Annotated in this window: 13 protein-coding genes and 1 pseudogene; 11 read left to right on the forward strand and 3 right to left on the reverse strand. The window is 60.4% G+C overall.

Annotated elements, in window-relative coordinates; all coding sequences use genetic code 11:
• Position 1: 1 nt before the first annotated feature.
• Complete coding sequence (locus I9H09_RS23650; protein WP_122323770.1) at positions 2-2,269, reverse strand: TonB-dependent receptor; 2,268 nt, start codon at positions 2,267-2,269, stop codon at positions 2-4.
• A 219-nt stretch (positions 2,270-2,488) separates the two neighbouring features.
• On the opposite strand from I9H09_RS23650, the gene I9H09_RS23655 reads away from it, so the two are divergent.
• A complete protein-coding gene (locus I9H09_RS23655; RefSeq protein ID WP_122346882.1) occupies positions 2,489-3,535 on the forward strand; it encodes a LacI family DNA-binding transcriptional regulator in 1,047 nt (348 codons plus the stop codon).
• Between the two features lie 61 nt (positions 3,536-3,596).
• Here the strand turns inward: I9H09_RS23655 and betT are convergent, their stop codons facing one another.
• On the reverse strand, positions 3,597-5,552 hold the full coding sequence (gene betT / locus I9H09_RS23660; protein ID WP_172678987.1) for a choline transporter BetT: 1,956 nt from the start codon (positions 5,550-5,552) through the stop codon (positions 3,597-3,599).
• Between the two features lie 652 nt (positions 5,553-6,204).
• Here betT and hutU point away from each other — a divergent pair.
• The 10 genes and pseudogenes from hutU (at position 6,205) to I9H09_RS23710 (ending at position 17,933) form a co-directional block, all read left to right on the forward strand.
• On the forward strand, positions 6,205-7,902 hold the full coding sequence (hutU, locus tag I9H09_RS23665; RefSeq protein WP_122346895.1) for a urocanate hydratase: 1,698 nt from the start codon (positions 6,205-6,207) through the stop codon (positions 7,900-7,902).
• A 111-nt stretch (positions 7,903-8,013) separates the two neighbouring features.
• Positions 8,014-8,982, forward strand: a complete 969-nt coding sequence (locus tag I9H09_RS23670; protein ID WP_122346883.1) for an ABC transporter substrate-binding protein — start codon at positions 8,014-8,016, stop codon at positions 8,980-8,982.
• 73 nt (positions 8,983-9,055) lie between these two features.
• Positions 9,056-9,907: an ABC transporter permease gene (locus I9H09_RS23675; RefSeq protein WP_005896196.1), complete on the forward strand. Its 852-nt coding sequence runs from the start codon at positions 9,056-9,058 to the stop codon at positions 9,905-9,907.
• Positions 9,904-10,734, forward strand: a complete 831-nt coding sequence (locus I9H09_RS23680; RefSeq protein ID WP_050586612.1) for a quaternary amine ABC transporter ATP-binding protein — start codon at positions 9,904-9,906, stop codon at positions 10,732-10,734. The genes I9H09_RS23675 and I9H09_RS23680 overlap by 4 nt, the downstream gene beginning before the upstream one ends.
• A 12-nt stretch (positions 10,735-10,746) precedes the next feature.
• Positions 10,747-12,298: pseudogene (locus I9H09_RS23685) on the forward strand (HAL/PAL/TAL family ammonia-lyase).
• 54 nt (positions 12,299-12,352) lie between these two features.
• Positions 12,353-13,900, forward strand: a complete 1,548-nt coding sequence (hutH, locus tag I9H09_RS23690) for a histidine ammonia-lyase (protein ID WP_122346884.1) — start codon at positions 12,353-12,355, stop codon at positions 13,898-13,900.
• Positions 13,901-14,002: 102 nt separating this feature from the next.
• Positions 14,003-15,379: an amino acid permease gene (locus tag I9H09_RS23695; RefSeq protein ID WP_054989380.1), complete on the forward strand. Its 1,377-nt coding sequence runs from the start codon at positions 14,003-14,005 to the stop codon at positions 15,377-15,379.
• 15 nt (positions 15,380-15,394) lie between these two features.
• Entirely contained in the window at positions 15,395-16,600 is a 1,206-nt protein-coding gene (gene hutI, locus I9H09_RS23700) for an imidazolonepropionase (protein ID WP_122346885.1), read from the forward strand.
• 11 nt (positions 16,601-16,611) lie between these two features.
• A complete protein-coding gene (hutG, locus tag I9H09_RS23705; RefSeq protein ID WP_122346886.1) occupies positions 16,612-17,412 on the forward strand; it encodes an N-formylglutamate deformylase in 801 nt (266 codons plus the stop codon).
• Between the two features lie 62 nt (positions 17,413-17,474).
• Positions 17,475-17,933 (forward strand): thiol-disulfide oxidoreductase DCC family protein, encoded by a 459-nt coding sequence (locus tag I9H09_RS23710; RefSeq protein ID WP_054989383.1) that lies wholly within the window; start codon positions 17,475-17,477, stop codon positions 17,931-17,933.
• Between the two features lie 47 nt (positions 17,934-17,980).
• On the opposite strand, the gene I9H09_RS23715 is transcribed toward I9H09_RS23710, so the two are convergent.
• Positions 17,981-20,233, reverse strand: coding sequence for a heavy metal translocating P-type ATPase (locus tag I9H09_RS23715; protein WP_122346887.1), 2,253 nt, complete (start codon positions 20,231-20,233; stop codon positions 17,981-17,983).
• Between the last annotated feature and the right edge of the window lie 83 nt (positions 20,234-20,316).

Raw genomic sequence — 20,316 nt, forward strand, 5'->3', positions numbered from 1 at the left:
CTCAAAAATCCTTGCGCAATTGCACGCCGAAATAACGTTCGTCATCACGCGGCACGGATCGGTAAACGTAGTTGCCGCCAGTGGCCAGCATCGGCGAATAAGACTTGTCTGCCAGGTTCTTGCCGAGCAGTGCCACGCGCCAGCCACTGTTGTAATCAGCCAGCGCCACGCTGGCATTCCAGATGCCGTAAGCGCCCTGCCTGGTGTCCGGGTTCTGGCTGATGTCGTACTGCACTTCGCTCTGCCAGCTGTAATCGGTGCCCAGCTCGATATCCAGGCCGTTGTCCAGCGGGATGGTGTAATCAGCGCGAACGTAGCTTTTCCAGTCCGGGCTGTAAGGCAGGGTCTTGCCATCGACGTCGCACGACGCCGCCGCGCCCGCTGGGCAGCCGAAACTGTCGATGCGCGCGCGGGTATAGGACAGCGCGCCGGAAAATTTCAGGTTTTGAGTGGCCTGCAGGGCGTAATCCAGCTCGATGCCTTCAGAGCTGACAGTGCCGGCGTTGATCAGGCGCGTCACGACCTGCCCGGCAACACTGTCGAAGAAGTTCGCCTGATAGTTGTCGTACTCGCTGTGGAACACCGCCAGATTGGTGGTCAGGCGATTGTCCCAGGTGGTGGCCTTGAGGCCGACTTCCCAGGTATTGGAGGTTTCTGGCTTGAGGGCTTCGGTGTCACGCGGCTGCATGTTGAAAAACACGTTGTAGGCCGGGCCTTTGTAGCCGCGCGAGTAAGTGATGTACGTCATCACGCTGTCGCTCAGGTCGTACTGCAGGCCAAGACGCCCCGACTTGCCGTCCTCGTCCACCGACCCGGAACTGCTGGTCGCAGGCTGAATGCCGCTGACCGTGGTAGCCGATGTCGAGAGGCGGCGGTGATCGTATTCCAAATCGTCGTGGGTCCAGCGCGCCCCCGCAATGGCGCGAAAGTCCGGCGTGAAATTGAACGTGGTTTCGCCAAACACCGAGTAGCTGTCGGTGGAGGTGCTGTAATCGGCGATGCCGCGATCCTGAGTCGTTGGCGTGATCAGCGTGCGCCTATAGGTTTCGTCGCTCTTGCCGTGCATATAGAACAACCCGCCGACGTACTCGACGAACTGCCCCTTGGGCGATGCCAACCGTAACTCCTGCGAGTACTGGTTGAACTCCAGATCGCCCTTGTCTTCGGTACCGGGAAAGGCAGCGCTGACGGTGCCCAGGCGGTCGCCGTCCTGATACTGGGTGTTGTCCCAGCCGCGCCAGGCAGTAATGGACGTGAGGGTGTAATCGCCCAGTTGCCAGTCGAGCTGGCCGGACAGGCCTTTATTGACGTCCTCGACATGGCTGCGGTAATCGCTGACCACGTTGCGGCTGTTGCTGTCGGCACGTACCGGTGACAACGCACTGGCGAACGCTGGCGTCAGCGCCTTGCTCACCACGCCATTCGGCGCGTCGTCATGCGACTGCATGTAGTCTGCGGCGAGGGTGAAGGTGATGTCGTCGTTGGGCGTGAACTCCAGCTTGCCGCGCGCGCCCTTGCGGTTGTAACCGTTGACTTCATGACCATTGAGCGTGTTGTCGACGTTGCCGTCGTAGCTGCCGAACAGCGTGGTGATCGAGCCCTTGAGGGTCTGCGGAATCAGACTGCCGCCAATGCCGAAACGGGTGCGGCTTTCGTTGCCGCTGTAGTACGACTGATCGATATAACCGTGGGTCTCTTCGGTCGGCGCCTTGGTGGTGACGTTGAGCACACCAGCCGATGCATTCTTGCCGAACAGCGTACCTTGCGGACCGCGCAGCACTTCGATGCGTTCGAGATCGAGCAAGTCCAGCGTGGCCTGACCCGGACGCGCATACACCACACCATCGATCACGGTAGCCACTGTCGGCTCGACGCCCGGTGATGTAGAAATGGTGCCGACACCGCGAATGAACAGTGAGGTGTCCTTGTTGGAAGCGCCGGTGCGGAAATTCAGCGACGGCACTTGCTGCACGATGCTGGCAACGCCGGTGCGGTTGTCCCGCTCCAGCTGTTCGCCCTGAATCACCGACACCGCGACCGGCACCTTTTGCAGCGATTCTTCGCGGCGCGTGGCCGTTACAGTGACCGATTCCAGCGATATGGTTTGCGCATTCTCAGCGGCCTCGGTATCAGCCAGGGCTGCTCCCCACGGCAAGGCGGCAAGCCCCATCAACAGCCAGCCGTATTGACGCCCCCGCCCCGCATGAGCCTGCCCAATGGCCTGCGCCAGAAGTGTGTGTTTGACCCCATCCCCGCGTGTTGTGTGCATCTGCGTGCCTGCCTGAAATATGCCCCTGATACGCCAGTGCAATGCGCGCTGGCGCTTATCGTTGCTGGCTAAAGCGGGTCCGGGCATTCGCGGTGACGAGTAGCAGACAACCATCTTTGTTAGCGCTAACATCGGCAGTATCGGGAAACAGCCTATAGATCGTCCAATACTGAAAAATTAGTTTTATATTCTTTTTAATTTTATACGAAGCGATAGAGCATGGCCGACGAGAAAGCTACGACACGCAAACGCCGAGGCGCAGGTCGAGTGACTATCACCGCCGTCGCACGCCAGGCGGGAGTTTCGGCCATCACCGTGTCGCGCTATTTCAACCAGCCGGAGCAAGTGTCGAACGAACTGCGCGAGCGCATTGCCGCTGTGGTCAATACGCTGGGCTATGTGCCTAATCTGGTGGCCGGCGGTCTGGCGTCGGCGCGCAACAAAGTGGTGGCGATGGTGATTCCCAATATCTCCGGGCCCATATTTGCCAACACCATCCAAGGCTTCAGTGACACGCTGAGCCGGCATGGTTTTCAGTTGCTGCTGGCTTCCAGCTACTTTTCCGCCGGGCAGGAAGAAAGCGCCGTGCGGGCGTTTCTCGGCTGGTCCCCGGCGGCACTGGTGCTGACCAGTCGCTTCCACAGCCCCGCGACTGAAAAGATGATCGAGCAGACCGATATCCCGGTGATCGAAACCTGGGACCACCAGCCTGAACGCAGCCCGATCCAGATCGGCTTTTCTCACTATGACGTCGGTGTTACTGCCGCTCGATATCTGTACGACAAGGGCTATCGCCGCATTGCGTTCGTGCAGAACAGCATTGCAGGTGACTTCAGCGCACTGGAGCGCCGCGACGGTTATGTCGTAACCCTGGAAGGGCTCGGCATCACGCCGAGGGTATTCGTCCCGGACGCCGGGAGAGCGCCATTCGAAGCAGGCAAACAGGCGATGGAAACGCTGATGAACCAGCAGCCACGCCCCGACGCCGTCTTCTTCGCCAACGACAACCTGGCCGCAGGCGCCCTGCTCGCCAGCCAGCGCGCAGGCCTGAGCATTCCGCAGGACTGCGCCGTTATGGGCTTTGGCGATTACGCCTTCGCAGAAATGATGCTACCCAGCCTCACCACCATCAAACCGCCGGCCCTGGAAATCGGCGTAATGGCTGCGACGCGGGTGCTCGAAAGCCTCGGGGTACTGCCAGTGCGTGGGGAAATACAGCGTTTGAATCTGCTGGAGTGCAAATTGGTGGAGCGGGAGAGTACCTGAGCCGACGCAATCGCGTGCCCATGCGGGAGCGTGCGGAACGATAGGTGCTCCCAAGCCCTGATCAACGCACCAGATGCAGGAACTGCATATGCCGTTCGTACTGGTCGAGCACGTCGTTGATCACCTGCTCCTTGGTGTAACCCACTAGGTCATAGTCCTGGCTGCCTTCGCTCAGGTGAACCTCGGCGCGGTAATAGCGGCGGTTGTTCAACTGTTTGGAGCCCATGCCACCGCGCGCAAACGAAGGCGTGAAGAAGCCTTTCATCTGCACCTGGTAGATGAATGGACGCTCTTCGCCGTGACCGATTTCCAGGGTCACGGAGTCGTTGGACGGGTCAGGCACGTTGACCACGCTCAAGCCCTTCTCGACGAATACTGCCGTTACTTCATCAATCGCCGGGCGCACGGTCTGGTCGAGGAAGCGATACACCTCATCCCGCGACGGGTAATGCACGGCCTGACTCAGGCGCTGACGCCAGCCGCCGCGTCGTGAACCGGACACAGGAGCCAGCGAGTACAGTTGCGCGATCTTGCGCTGTGACTCCATGACGAATGCCTTGTGCAGGCCCCACATCATCAGCAGCAGAATCAGCGAAAACGGCAGCGAGGTCAGGACCACCGCCGACTTCAGCGCATCGATACTGCCTGAAAACAGCAGGCCGCTGGTGATCAGCGCAGTGGCGACACCCCAGAAGACGCGCAGCCATTTCGGCCCGTCTTCGTCAGGGTTGCCACCTTTGGCGGAAAGCGTCGACAGCACCACCGTGCCCGAATCGGCCGAAGTGACGAAGAACACGAAGCTGATGAACACCGTCACCGCGATGACCGTCTTGCTCCACGGGTAGGTTTCCAGCAGCAGATACAGGGTCATCGACGGATCATCGATAGCCGATTGGCCCAACGCGACCATGCCGTGGTTGAGCACCTGGTCGATGGCGCTGTTGCCGAAGATCGACATCCACGCCAGGGTGAAGCCAAGCGGAATCAGCAGCACGCCGAAAACGAATTCACGGATGGTCCGGCCACGAGAAATACGTGCAATGAACAGGCCCACGAACGGCGACCAGGCAATCCACCAGGCCCAATAGAACACGGTCCAGCCGCCCAGCCAGTCACTCGGCTCGTTGTAGGCGTAGACATCGAAACTCTTGCTTGGCAGCGCCCCCAGATAGTCACCGATGTTCTGCACCAGGGTATTGAGCAAATGCTGTGTAGGGCCGGCAAACAGCACGAACAGCAACAGCGCACAGGCCAGTAGCATGTTGATGTCGGACATGAGGCGCACGCCTTTGTCGACACCGGCAATCGCCACCAGAATCGCTGCGCCCATCATCAGAGTGATCAGACCGACCTGAATCCAGTGGGTATGCGCCACACCAAACAGGTAATCCAGACCGGAGTTAAGGTGCAGCACGCCAAAACCCATGTCTGCGCCCAGCCCGAAAATGGTCGCGATGATGCCGAAACCATCGACGGCATAGCCGATAGGGCCATTGATGCGCTTGCCGATCAGCGGGTACAGCGCCGAACGCAAGGCCAGCGGCAGATTGTGTCGATAGGCGAAGTAGGCCAGCGCCATGCCGACGAAAGCAAAGACGCCCCAGCCATGCAGGCCCCAGTGCAGAAACAGCAACTGCATGCCCTGACGTGCAGCCTCAGCGGTGCCGCCCTCGCCCTGTGGCGGTTGCAGCAAGTGCGTCAGCGGTTCCGAGACACAGAAGAAGAACAACGTGATGCTGATCCCGGCAGCGAACAGCATCCCGGCCCATGACAGGTAACTGAACTCGGGCTCGTCGTGGTCGGCACCGAGCTTGATCTTGCCAAAGCCCGACAAGGCGGTGACCACCACGAAGACCAGGTACAGAGTCATGACCATCATGTAGTACCAGCCGACCGTATTGGCAGCCCAGTTCTGCGCAGCCAGCAGCCATTCGCCGCTGGCTTGCGGGAAGGCGATGACAATGATGCCGAAGATGAGGATGAAGCTCGCAGCGAAGTAGAACACTGGGGCGTTCATGCGGACCATGCCGCTTGAAGAAGTACTCGGAGAACTCATCGTATGAACGCCTCCGGACTGATAAAACCAACTGCAAAAAACGGATACGGCAAGGGTTAGCCTCCTGTTGTGAGCGGGCAGCGAACCACCGGTTTAACTTGAACGAGCGTTCAATTTAAACATGAAAGTACCCGCAAATACTAATCGCAGGCCGGTAAGCGCTGGCTCAGGCCACGGTATGACGCACGCCCGGGCGGGATCGTTCCAATCGTCCAGCCACGCAATTCAGGCCCTCCAGATGGAGGTATTTGCAGACATGGATCAACTGTCCAACATGAGCCTGGCCTCGCACACATTTCACGCACCGTTCTGTTACCTGCCGCCCCAAAAACGCGCAAATCACGTTTCAGGTAACGCTGTCGGTCTCGTTGCACAAAGCCTCAAATCGCTGTGAGAGAGGCTGCCGACCCGCAAAAACACTGGATGGCATACCCATCAAACGATCAATTAGCCGGGGTGCGGACGAAGTTGGTCCTTTGATTGCATATGCTTGTATGTACAAGTAGAGACAGGCTACACATTCTGCTCTCCACTGGACTGAATCAGCCTGCTTCGCCAGGCACTGCTCGCCCTTTCATCGGGCTGGTTTGGATTGATCGCCGAGGATTCTTTTGTGACCGAGAATAATCAAGACCTGAAGCAGGACTGGACCCGCCACCGCGAAGGCGTGGTACGGGCTGCACGCGGCACTCGATTGACTGCCAAAAGCTGGATGACCGAAGCACCGCTGCGCATGTTGATGAACAACCTCGACCCGGAAGTCGCCGAAAACCCCAATGAGTTGGTGGTTTATGGTGGCATTGGTCGCGCGGCACGCAACTGGGAATGCTACGACAAGATCGTCGAAAGCCTCACCCAGCTCAACGATGACGAAACCCTGCTGGTGCAGTCCGGCAAGCCGGTCGGCGTGTTCAAGACCCACAGCAATGCCCCTCGCGTACTGATCGCCAACTCTAACCTGGTGCCGCACTGGGCCAGTTGGGAGCATTTCAACGAGCTGGACGCCAAGGGTCTGGCGATGTATGGCCAGATGACAGCTGGCAGCTGGATCTACATCGGCAGCCAAGGCATCGTTCAGGGCACTTACGAAACCTTCGTCGAAGCCGGCCGCCAGCACTATGACGGCAACCTCAAAGGCCGCTGGGTGCTGACCGCAGGGCTCGGTGGCATGGGCGGCGCACAGCCGCTGGCAGCTACGCTGGCCGGGGCCTGCTCGCTGAACATCGAATGCCAGCAAAGCCGTATCGATTTTCGCATCAAGACCCGCTACGTCGACGAGCAAGCGGCTGACCTGGATGACGCACTGGCGCGCATCGCCAAATACACCGCCGAAGGCAAGGCCATTTCCATCGCCCTGTGCGGCAACGCGGCAGATATTCTGCCGGAAATGGTCCGTCGCGGTGTGCGTCCGGACATGGTCACCGACCAGACCAGCGCCCACGACCCGCTCAATGGCTACCTGCCCAAAGGCTGGACCTGGGACGAATACCGCACCCGTTCGGTTAGCGAGCCGGCCAATGTGGTCAAGGCTGCCAAGCAGTCGATGGCCGAACACGTCGAAGCCATGCTGGCGTTTCAGCAAGCGGGCATTCCGACCTTTGACTACGGCAACAATATTCGCCAGATGGCCAAGGAAGTCGGCGTCGCCAATGCCTTCGATTTCCCAGGCTTTGTCCCCGCCTATATCCGCCCTCTGTTCTGCCGCGGCATCGGGCCGTTCCGCTGGGCCGCGCTGTCGGGTGACCCGCAGGACATCTACAAGACCGACGCCAAGGTCAAAGAGCTGATCCCGGACGACGACCACCTGCACAACTGGCTGGACATGGCCCGCGAGCGCATCAGCTTTCAGGGCCTGCCGGCGCGTATCTGCTGGGTTGGTCTGGGCCAGCGCGCCAAGTTGGGTCTGGCATTCAACGAGATGGTCCGCAGTGGTGAACTGTCGGCACCGGTGGTGATCGGTCGCGACCATCTGGACTCCGGCTCGGTCGCCAGCCCCAACCGTGAAACCGAATCCATGCGTGACGGCTCGGATGCGGTTTCCGACTGGCCACTGCTCAACGCCCTGCTCAACACCGCCAGCGGTGCGACCTGGGTATCGCTGCACCACGGCGGCGGCGTCGGCATGGGCTTTTCGCAGCATTCCGGCATGGTGATCGTCTGTGACGGCACCGATGAAGCCGCCGAGCGAATTGCCCGCGTACTGCACAACGACCCGGCCACCGGAGTGATGCGCCATGCCGATGCAGGTTATGACATCGCCATCGACTGTGCCAAAGAGCAGGGCTTGAACCTGCCGATGATTGGACGTTAAGAGCCTGCGGTTATCGAACCGACAGACTTGGGGAACGGGCATGAGCATGCCCATGGGCCGGATGCCTGATTGAAGCTGCCGTCATCCATTTCAGGCTTAGGAGCATCGACAATGAAAATGAAAAAGGCCCTGTTGACCACATTGGTATCCGCTGGCCTTCTAGCCAGCGCAGGCGCAAGTCAGGCTGCGGGCTGGTGCGAATTAGGCAAACCGGTGAAGTTCGCCGGGCTGAACTGGGAAAGCGCGATGCTGCTGACCGACATCCTGCAGGTCGTGCTGGACAAGGGCTACGGCTGCACTGTGGACGCCCTGCCCGGCAACTCCATTGCCATGGAAAACGCCCTTGGCACCAACGACATACAGATCTTTGCCGAAGAATGGGTCGGCCGTAGTGAAGTCTGGAACAAGGCCGCCGCAGCGGGGAAAGTCGTCGGTGTCGGCGCGCCGATAGTCGGCGCAGTGGAAGGCTGGTACGTACCGCGCTATGTGATCGAAGGCGACGCCAAACGTAAGCTGGAAGCCAAGGCACCCAACCTCAAATCCATCAGCGATCTGACTCAGTATTCTGCAGTGTTCAAGGATCAGGAAGAGCCCGGCAAAGGCCGCTTCTACAACTGCCCGGCCGGCTGGACCTGTGAGCTGGAAAACAGCGAAATGCTCAAGAGCTACGGCCTGGAAGGCAAGTACACCAACTTCCGCCCTGGCACCGGCCCGGCGCTGGACGCGGCTATTCTCTCCAGCTACAAACGTGGCGAGCCAATCCTCACCTACTACTGGTCGCCAACGCCATTAATGGGCCAGGTGGACCTGGTGCGACTGGAAGAGAAACCCGGCGTCAACAAGACGATCGATATCAAGGTCGGCGTGTCCAAAGTGTTCCACGACGAGGCCCCTGAACTGGTCGCGGTGCTGGAGAAGGTCAATCTGCCGATCGACCTGCTTAACCAGAACCTGGGACGCATGGCCAAGGAACGCATCGAATCGCCGAAACTGGCGAAGATTTTCCTTAAAGAGCACCCGGAAGTCTGGCACAAATGGGTCAGTGAAGACGCCGCGAAAAAGGTGGACGCTTCGCTGTAAACGACCGGGCTGCCGGACTGAAAGGTTCGGCAGCCCGGCCGTTGACCCGACACACCTCATTTGAGAGCCGCTTATGTTTCCTGAAAGCTTCACTTTCTCGATCGCCAACTGGGTCAACGACGGGGTCGACTCATTGGTAACGCAGTACGGCGATGTGTTCCGGCACATTTCCGAGACCCTGCTGTGGGCCATCGTCAACCTCGAAGGCCTGCTGCGCATGGCCCCGTGGTGGCTGATGCTGATCATCGTCGGCGGTATCGCCTGGCACGCGACGCGCAAAATCATCACGACGCTGGTGATCGTCGGCCTGCTGTTTCTGGTCGGCGCGGTCGGGTTGTGGGACAAGCTGATGCAGACATTGGCGCTGATGCTGGTTGCCACGATCATTGCAGTGCTGATCGGCATTCCGCTGGGCATTCTCTCGGCGCGCAGCAATCGCCTGCGCTCGGTATTGATGCCGTTGCTGGACATCATGCAGACCATGCCCAGCTTCGTTTACCTGATCCCGGTGCTGATGCTGTTCGGCCTTGGCAAGGTCCCGGCCATCTTCGCCACGGTTATCTACGCCGCACCACCGCTGATTCGCCTGACTGATCTGGGCATTCGTCAGGTCGATGGCGAAGTGATGGAAGCGATCAACGCCTTCGGGGCCAACCGCTGGCAACAATTATTCGGCGTGCAACTGCCACTGGCCATGCCGAGCATCATGGCCGGGATCAACCAGACCACCATGATGGCGCTGTCGATGGTGGTGATTGCCTCGATGATCGGCGCACGCGGGCTGGGCGAAGACGTACTGGTGGGCATTCAGACGCTCAACGTCGGGCGCGGGCTGGAAGCGGGCCTGGCCATTGTCATCCTCGCGGTCGTCATCGACCGTATCACGCAGGCCTATGGCCGCCCACGTCATGAGGCGAACAAATGAGCAGCGTGGAACCGAACAAGATCGTCGTCAAAAACGTGTTCAAGATTTTCGGCAATCGCGCCAAAGACGCCCTGGCGCTGATCAAGCAGAACCAAAGCAAGGATCAGGTGCTTGCGCAGACCGGTTGCGTGGTCGGGGTCAACGACCTGTCGCTGTCGATCGGCAGCGGCGAAATCTTCGTCATCATGGGCCTGTCCGGCTCGGGAAAATCGACGCTGGTGCGCCACTTCAACCGGTTGATCGACCCTACCAGCGGCGAAATCCTGATCGACGGCGAAGACATACTGCGTTACGACATGGAGGCTCTGCGCGAGTTTCGGCGGCACAAGATCAGCATGGTGTTCCAGAGCTTCGGCCTGCTGCCGCACAAGACCGTGCTGGCCAACGTCGCGTACGGCCTGAAAGTGCGCGGCGAGAGCAAGGCGCTGTGTCAGGAACGCGCGCAGCACTGGGTCACCACAGTTGGCCTGAAAGGCTACGAGAACAAATACCCGCACCAGCTTTCCGGCGGCATGCGTCAGCGCGTCGGCCTGGCGCGAGCCTTGGCAGCGGACACCGACATCATCCTGATGGACGAGGCGTTCAGCGCGCTCGACCCGTTGATTCGTGCCGAGATGCAGGACCAGTTGCTGGAGCTGCAAGCCAGCCTGCACAAGACCATCGTGTTCATCACCCACGATCTGGACGAAGCCGTGCGCATCGGCAACCGCATCGCGATCCTCAAGGACGGGCGATTGATTCAGGTCGGTACGCCGAAAGAAATCCTTCATTCGCCTGCCGACGATTACGTGGACCGTTTCGTTCAGCGTCGCGTGGCCACCCTTTAAGGACTGTTGCAGATGTCGCGAGCAGAACAGATCGTCATCGGCGAAGCCCCAGTGGGCTGGAAGGATGTAGTCACCGTGGCCCGACATGGCGCGCAACTGGCCTTGTCGGATGCCGCCTGGGCGCGGATCGATAACGCCCAGGCCATCGTGCAACGCATCGTCGTCAGCGGCGAGCGCGCGTATGGCGTGAATACCGGGCTCGGCGCGCTGTGCAATGTATCGCTGCAAGGCGAACAGCTCAGTCGTTTGTCGCGCAATACCCTGCTCAGCCACGCGTGCGGGGTGGGTACGCCATTGGCCGATGAACAGACTCGCGCAATCATCTGCGCCGCGATCCTCAACTACAGTCAGGGCAAGTCCGGCATCCATCGTCAGGTGGTCGAGGCGCTGCTGGCGTTGCTTAATCGAGGCATCACGCCGCAAGTACCGTCGCAGGGCTCAGTGGGTTATCTGACCCACATGGCGCACGTCGGCATTGCACTGCTGGGCGCTGGTCAGGTCAGTTATCGCGGGCAGATCGTCGCTGCGCAGCAGGCGCTGGACGAAGAAGGTCTGGCACCGGTAATACTCGGCGCCAAAGACGGCTTGTGCCTGGTCAACGGTACGCCGTGCATGACCGGCCTGAGCTGCCTGGCCATCGCCGATGCCGAGCGTCTGAGCCAATGGGCCGACGTGATCGGGGCGATGACCTTCGAGGCCCTGCGCGGCCCTGCGCGGCCAGCTGGACGCGTTCGATGAAAGCATTCTCGCTCTCAAGCCTCACCCAGGCATGCAGCAGGTAGGCAAGAACCTGCGCAGCTTGTTGTCAGGCAGCGAAGTGCTGGCCAGCAGCCAGGGCATTCGTACCCAGGATGCACTGAGCATTCGCTCGATTCCTCAGGTGCATGGCGCGACCCGCGACCAGTTGGCCCATGCCATTCGCCAGATAGAAACAGAACTTAATTCGGCCACCGACAACCCGCTTTTGCTCGGCACGCCGGACGCTTGGCGCGTGGTGTCCCAAGCCAACCCGCATGGTCAGTCGGTGGCGATGGCGGCGGATTTGCTGTGCATGGCGATGGCCGAACTGGGCTCCATTGCCGAGCGGCGACTGGACCGCCTGATCAACCCGATGGTCAGCGGCCTGCCGGCTTTTCTGGTCAGTCAGCCCGGAGTCAACTCGGGAATGATGATCGTCCAGTACGTCGCCGCCTCGCTGTGCGCAGAAAACCGCCAGTTGGCCCAGCCGGCAGTGGTCGATAACTATATAACCTCCGGCCTGCAGGAAGATCACCTGAGCCTGGGCACCAGCGCTGCACTCAAGCTGCACAAGGTGTTGGCCAATGTCACACAGATTCTCGCTATCGAGTATTTGCTCGCCGCGCAGGCATTCGAGTTTCTCAAGACGCAGCGCTTCGGCGTCGGTACCGACATGGCCTGGCGGTTGCTGCGCGAACAGGTTGCGGCCTACGACGAAGACCGCTGGCTGGCCCCTGACATCGCCAGCAGCGCTGCCCTGCTCAAAGACGAAACATCGCTGGAAAGGGTTTTCCGGCACTGCCGCAATCATGCGGCAAACCTGTAGAGGCGGCTGACGGCCACCAGCCGTTGCCGACATCCATCAAGGAGTAGCAGCATCGTGACCACCTTATCTGCCAAGACGCTGAACCTGATCCCCGGCCAACTGACCCTGGCGCAATTGCGCGCCATTCATCAGCAGCCAGTCAGCCTGACGCTGGACAGCAGCGCCAACCAGCAGATCGACGACAGCGTCGCCTGTGTCGAGCGCATTCTGGCCGAGAACCGCACCGCCTATGGCATCAACACCGGTTTCGGCTTGCTGGCCTCGACCCGAATCGCCAGTGAGGACCTGAAGAACCTGCAGCGTTCGCTGGTGCTGTCGCATGCGGCCGGTGTCGGCCAGCCGATCAGCGATGATCTGGTACGGCTGATCATGGTGCTCAAGGTCAACAGCCTTAGCCGCGGTTTCTCGGGCATTCGGCGGGTGGTGATCGACGCGTTGATCGCGCTGATCAATGCCGAGGTCTACCCGCACATTCCGCTCAAGGGCTCGGTCGGTGCCTCCGGCGATCTGGCCCCGCTGGCGCACATGTCGCTGGTACTGCTGGGTGAAGGCAAGGCGCGCTACAAGGGCGAATGGCTCAACGCTGTCGATGCACTTGCCGTTGCTGGCCTGAAACCGCTGACCCTCGCCGCCAAGGAAGGGCTGGCGCTGCTCAACGGCACTCAAGTGTCGACCGCTTACGCACTGCGCGGGCTGTTCGAGGGCGAAGACCTGTTCGCCGCTGCGCTGACCTGCGGCTCGCTGACGGTCGAAGCGGTGCTCGGCTCACGCTCGCCGTTCGACGCACGGATTCATGCCGCGCGCGGTCAGCGCGGGCAGATCGATGCGGCGGCCTGCTATCGCGATTTGCTGGGCGAAAGCAGCGGTGTGTCGGAGTCGCATCGCAACTGCGACAAGGTTCAGGACCCCTACTCGCTGCGCTGCCAGCCGCAGGTCATGGGCGCATGCCTGACACAGCTGCGTCAGGCCGCTGAGGTGCTGGAAATCGAATCGAATGCGGTGTCCGATAACCCGCTGGTGTTCGCCGCCGAGAACGACGTCATATCCGGTGGCAATTTTCACGCAGAGCCGGTCGCGATGGCAGCGGACAATCTGGCGCTGGCCATCGCCGAGATCGGCTCGCTCAGCGAACGCCGCATTTCGCTGATGATGGACAAGCATATGTCGCAGCTGCCGCCCTTCCTGGTGGCCAACGGCGGCGTCAACTCAGGCTTCATGATCGCGCAGGTCACAGCCGCCGCGCTGGCCAGTGAAAACAAGGCGCTGGCCCATCCGCACAGCGTCGACAGCCTGCCGACCTCCGCCAACCAGGAAGACCACGTGTCGATGGCACCGGCTGCTGGCAAGCGGTTATGGGAAATGGCAGAAAACGTTCGCGGGATTCTTGCCGTAGAATGGTTGGCTGCCTGCCAGGGGCTGGACTTGCGTGAAGGCCTGAAAACCTCCGCAAAGCTGGAGCAAGCCCGCAGCCTGTTGCGCAGCAAGGTCCCGTTCTATGAAAAGGACCGCTTTTTTGCACCGGACATCGAAGCTGCCAGTCAGCTGTTGTCCTCCACTTGCCTGAACCCGCTGGTTCCTGCACGTCTGCTACCGAGTCTGTGATGCACCGCGAGCCTGGCAGGGCTCGCTTTGGTCATTGCTGCGGGAAGCCGGATGCAGGCGTTCTCGCGGCTTTTGCCATACCTGTAATGAAATGGACCTGAAATGACGTCACAAGATGGTTTGAAACGCGGGTTATCCGCCCGCCACATCCGCTTCATGGCCTTGGGCTCTGCCATCGGCACAGGGTTGTTCTACGGCTCGGCCTCGGCGATTCAACAGGCCGGTCCCGCTGTATTACTGGCGTACCTGATTGGCGGCGCGGCGGTGTACATGGTGATGCGCGCACTGGGCGAAATGGCCGTTCACGACCCCGTGTCCGGTTCGTTCAGCCATTACGCCACGCGCTACATGGGGCCGCTGGCCGGTTTCGTGCTGGGCTGGACCTACGCGTTCGAGATGATCATCGTGTGTCTGGCCGACGTGACCGCCTTCGGCATTTACATGGGCTTCTGGTTTCCGGAAGTGCCGCGCTGGATCTGGGTGCTGGGCATCGTGTTCCTGATTGGTGCGCTCAACCTGTGCAACGTCAAAGTTTTCGGCGAAACAGAATTCTGGCTGTCGATCCTCAAGGTCAGCGCCATCGTGGCGATGATCGTTGCAGGCTTCGGCATCATGATCTTCGGCATCGGCAGCTCGACCAGCGGCACTGAAATCGGCATCAGCAACCTGTGGGCGCATGGCGGCTTCATGCCCAACGGCGTGGCTGGCCTGATCGCTTCGTTTGCCGTGGTGATGTTTGCGTTCGGCGGCATCGAGATCATCGGCATCACGGCCGGTGAGGCAAAGGACCCGCAACGCAGCCTGCCGCAGGCAATCAACGCGGTGCCGCTGCGTATTCTGCTGTTCTACGTGCTGACCCTGTTTGTGCTGATGTGTATTTATCCGTGGCCGCAAATCGGCACCCAGGGCAGCCCGTTCGTGCAGATTTTCGACAATTTGGGCATTGCCTCGGCGGCGACCATTCTCAACATCGTGGTGATCTCGGCGGCGGTGTCAGCTATCAACAGCGACATCTTCGGCGCAGGCCGCATGATGTACGGCCTGGCCCGCGACGGTCAGGCGCCGGCGAGTTTTGCGCGCCTGTCGCGTCAGGGCGTGCCGTGGATGACCGTGCTGGTGATGGGCGTGACGCTGCTCGGTGGCGTGCTGCTCAACTACCTGATCCCCAAAGACGTGTTCCTGCTGATCGCGTCGCTGGCAACCTTCGCCACGGTCTGGGTCTGGCTGATGATCCTGCTGACTCAGGTCGCCATGCGTCGCTCGATGAGCCGCGAAGAGGTCACACAGCTCAAGTTTGCGGTGCCGTTCTGGCCTTACGGGCCTGCCGCCGCCATCGTCTTCATGCTGTTCATCTTCGGCGTTCTGGGTTACTTCCCGGACAACCGTGCAGCCCTGATCGTCGGTGCAGTCTGGATTGTGCTGCTGCTCATCGCCTACGCGGTGTGGGTCAAGCCGAAGGCGCTCAACAACCCCCATTGATCAAAGAGGCCCGGAATGAAAATGCTCTGGAAAAACTGTCACATCGCAAGCATGGCGCACGGCAAATACTCGATCATCGAAAATGCCGCCATCGTGACCTCCGGAGCACTCATCGAGTGGATCGGGCCTCAGGCCAAGCTGGCTGGGTCAGAACATGACAACTGCATCGATCTGGGCGGCGCGTGGGTGACGCCCGGCCTGATCGACTGCCACACACACACGGTCTTCGGCGGCAATCGCAGTGGCGAATTCGAGCAGCGTTTGCAGGGCGTGAGCTATGCCGAGATTGCTGCAGCAGGCGGCGGTATCGCCAGCACGGTACGGGCCACGCGTGCCGCCAGCGAGGATGAACTATACTCCAGCGCCGAGCGTCGTCTGCGGCACTTGCTCAAGGACGGCGTCACCACCGTCGAGATGAAGTCAGGCTACGGGCTGGACCTGGAAAACGAGCGCAAGATCCTCCGCGTGATCCGCCGTCTGGGCAATACCCAGCCGGTCACCGTGCGCGCCACCTGCCTGGCCGCCCATGCGCTGCCACCGGAATACACCGATCGCGCTGACGACTACATCAACCACATCTGCAACGAGATGCTTCCGACGCTGGCGGCCGAAGGTCTGGTGGATGCGGTGGATGCTTTCTGTGAGTACCTGGCGTTTTCGCCTGCGCAGGTCGAGCAGGTTTTCATCACGGCCGGGCAATTGGCACTGCCAGTGAAATTGCATGCCGAGCAGCTTTCTTCGCTGGGCGGCTCTAGCCTGGCAGCGCGCTACAAAGCGCTGTCGGCAGATCATCTGGAGTTCATGACCGAAGACGACGCCATTGCCATGGCCGCTGCCGGGACCGTCGCGGTGCTGCTACCGGGGGCGTTTTATTTCCTGCGAGAAACTCAACTGCCGCCGATGGACGCGCTGCGCAAGCATGGCGTGCCGATTGCCATTGCCACCGACCTGAACCCCGGCACCTCGCCCGGGCTTTCGCTGCGCCTGATGCTCAACATGGCCTGCACGCTGTTTCGCATGACGCCCGAAGAAGCGCTGGCCGGGGTCACATTCAACGCCGCCAAGGCACTGGGGATGAGCGCGACACATGGCTCGCTGGAAGTCGGCAAGGTGGCGGACTTTGTGGCGTGGAACATCGAACGACCGGCTGATCTGGCCTACTGGCTGGGCGGCGATCTGGACAAACGCATCGTGCGCCACGGCGTCGAAACATCGATCTGAAGGAGAGCCCTGTGGACAACGTTCTGACATTCAATCGCGGTCGCATTCCGCTGCTGATCAGCATGCCGCATGTCGGCCTGAAGCTGACGCCGGTCGTCGAGGCGGCGCTGGTGGACGAGGCGCTTAGCCTGCCGGACACCGACTGGCACATCCCGCGCCTGTATGACTTTGCTGCCGAACTGGGCGCGAGCACCCTGGCCGCCGAGTATTCGCGTTTTGTCATCGATCTCAATCGGCCATCAGACGACAAGCCGATGTACGTGGGCGCAACCACCGGCTTGTTCCCGTCGATCCTGTTTGACGGCGTGCCGTTGTTCAAGGAAGGCCAGACGCCCAGTGCCGAAGAGCGTGCGCGGTATCTGCAGCAGATCTGGACGCCCTATCACCAGACGCTGGAGCAGGAGCTGCAGCGGATGCGCGATGAGTTTGGCTATGCGCTGCTGTTCGACGCCCACTCGATTCGCGGGCACATTCCGCACCTGTTCGAGGGTCGCTTGCCGGATTTCAATCTGGGCACTTTCAATGGCGCAAGTTGCGACCCGGAACTGGCCAGCCGAATGGAGCAGGTCTGCGCAGCGGCCAAGGATTACAGCCATGTGCTGAACGGGCGCTTCAAGGGTGGTCACATCACCCGCCATTACGGCGACCCTGCCAACAACATCCACGCCGTGCAACTGGAGCTGGCGCAAAGCACTTACATGGACGAGTTCGTACCCTTCCACTATCGCCCGGACCTGGCCGAACCGACCCGCGCCGTACTTAAACCGTTGCTGGAAACCTTCATTGCCTGGGGGCAGAAGCGGTTTGGCTGACCGCCCCATTGTGGGTCTGGGTCATTGGGCATATCTTGTCAGGTCGATACGGGGGCTCACACATGTACCAGAAAACACATTGGCCACTGACGCTCTATTTTGACGGTGAATGCCCGCTCTGCGCTCGAGAAGTCAAGATTCTACGCGCGCGTGCCGCACCTGATCGCCTTGGTTTTGTTGATATCAGTGATGAAGCTTTTGATGCTGAAGCTGTGGGGTTCACGCTGGCGCAGATGGAGTCGTCATTGCATGCGAAATTTGACGATGGGACATGGGTAACCGGCCTGGACGCGACGCTCTGGAGCTGGCGAGCGGCGGGCCTGGGTTTCTGGGCTGCGCCGTTATCATGGCGGTGGGCCAGGCCGCTCCTTAACATTGTTTACCGTCTGTTTTGCCGCTGGCGTCCGCATTTGGCGTGGCTGCCTCATCCTGATGGCAGTGCTCGCTGTCGGGGCGACAGCTGTGCAGTTCCGGAAAACAACCGAGGTGCGCACGACCGTTCACCACCTGACAAACGTTAGACGCTTCGCTCAATCTTGTTGAAGAACGTCCGACCTGATGTGTCTGATCACTTCTTAAGCAAACGCAGCCCGTTGAACACCACCAGCAGGCTCACGCCCATGTCGGCAAACACGGCCATCCACATGGTCGCCATGCCTGCAAAGGTAACGCCGATGAATAGCACTTTGGTCGCGATCGCCAATGTAATGTTCTGCTTGAGCACCGCCGAAGTCAGGCGGGACAGTCGGATAAACGCCGGAATTTTGCGTAGATCATCATCCATCAGGGCGACATCTGCCGTTTCGATAGCCGTATCCGTACCCGCAGCGGCCATCGCAAAACCGATTTCGGCGCGAGCCAGTGCCGGTGCGTCGTTGATGCCGTCGCCCACCATGCCCACTCGATGGTCGCGAGCGTAAAGCGCTTCGATAGCACTCAGCTTGTCGGCCGGCAGCAGATTGCCCTGCGCCTCATCAATCCCGACCTGATCGGCAATCGCCTTGGCGGTGTGCGGATTGTCGCCAGTCAGCATGACAGTCTTGATACCCAGCGCATGCAGTTGAACGATGGCCTCACGGCTGGTTTCCTTGACGGTATCGGCCACCGCAAACAGCGCAATCGGGCCAGACGCATCCAGCAACAAGACCACGGTCTTGCCCTGCATTTCCAGTGCATCCAGCTTCGCTTCCAGCGCGGGCGAGCACAGACCCAGTTCTTCAACCAGACGATGGTTGCCCAAGTGATACATCTGGCCGTTCACTTCACCCTTCACGCCCCGTCCGCTCAAGGCTTCGAATGCAGTCACCTCATGCAGCATCAGACCCTCATCAGCGGCTTTGGCAATAGCCTGAGAAACCGGGTGATCGGAGCGACCGGCCAGGCTTGCGGCGATAGCAGGTGCAGTCTCTGCGGTGGTCGCGTTCAACGGCACGTAGTCGGTCTGCACAGGCTTGCCGTGGGTCAGCGTGCCGGTCTTGTCGAGGGCCAGATAGTCGAGCTTTTCGCCCATTTCCAGGTAAACGCCGCCCTTGATCAGGATGCCCTTGCGCGCAGCAGCCGCCAGACCGCTGACGATGGTCACCGGCGTGGAGATGACCAACGCGCACGGGCACGCCACTACCAGCAGCACCAGCGCCCGGTAAATCCAGTCATACCATTCGCCGTCAAAGAACAGAGGCGCAACCAGAGCCATCGCCAAAGCGACAATGAACACGACCGGCGTATAGATGCGCGAGAAACTGTCGACGAAGCGTTGAGTTGGCGCGCGTGAGCCCTGCGCTGCTTCCACCGCGTGAATGATCCGCGCCAGAGTGGAGTTATTCGCAGCGGCGGTGACACGGTATTCCAGCGATCCTGACTGATTGATCGTGCCCGCGAAGACTTTATCGCCAACGGTTTTCTCGACCGGCAGGCTTTCGCCGGTAATGGATGCCTGATCGATGGTCGAATTGCCGGACACCACCTCACCGTCCAGGCCCACGCGCTCGCCGGGCTTTATCCTGACAATCGCGTCCAGTTCGACGCTTTTGGCTTCAATCTCCTTCCAGCTGCCATCCGCCTGCCTGACCGTTGCAAGTTCGGGCGTCAGCTGCATCAGGCCACTGATTGCATTGCGGGCACGATCCAGAGACTTGGCTTCGATCAATTCGGCAATGGTGAACAGAAACATCACCATCGCTGCTTCCGGCCACTGACCGATCAGGATCGCACCGGTCACTGCAATGCTCATCAGGGCATTGATGTTCAGATTGAAGTTCTTGAGCGCTATCCAGCCCTTCTTGTAGGTGGTCAGCCCGCAGCTGAAGATCGACACCAGGGCCAAAACGGCAACGACCCAGGTAGGGCCAAGCGACGCCAAATGGACCACTTCGGCGCCCAGCGCAGTCACGCCGGACAATGCCAATGGCCACCAGTGTTTCGCAGGCGCTGCAGCCGACGCTACAGGCTCGGCGCCCTCTTCGACCGGCTCGGCCTGCATACCCAGCGCGCCGATGGCCTCGCGGATCGGATCAGTGGACGGCAGATCGTGCCAGACACCCAGCATTCGATTGATCAGGTTGAACTCAAGCTTCTGCACACCCGCAAGTTTGCCGAGCTTGTTCTGGATCAGAGTCTGCTCGGTCGGACAGTCCATCGCTTCGATACGGAAACTGCTCAGGCGACTGCCGGACGCCGACGCTTCAGAGAATGTCACCACAGCGGGCTGTGCATCGCTGGCACAGCAGGAGTGTGCATGCGCTGCAGGCTCGTGCTTGTGTTGCGAGTGATCATCGTCGTGATCATGCTCGTGTGCGGGGGAAGTCTTGATCGTCGTGCCCATTCTGCGTGCTCCAGGATTCTGCTTGTTGCCAAGTGAACACCCTGTAGCCACTATAGGGTCAAGCGCTCAATCAAGACGAGTCC

Origin of the sequence: Pseudomonas tremae (genome assembly GCF_023278125.1) — a bacterium.
In the GTDB taxonomy this organism is placed as follows: domain Bacteria; phylum Pseudomonadota; class Gammaproteobacteria; order Pseudomonadales; family Pseudomonadaceae; genus Aquipseudomonas; species Aquipseudomonas tremae.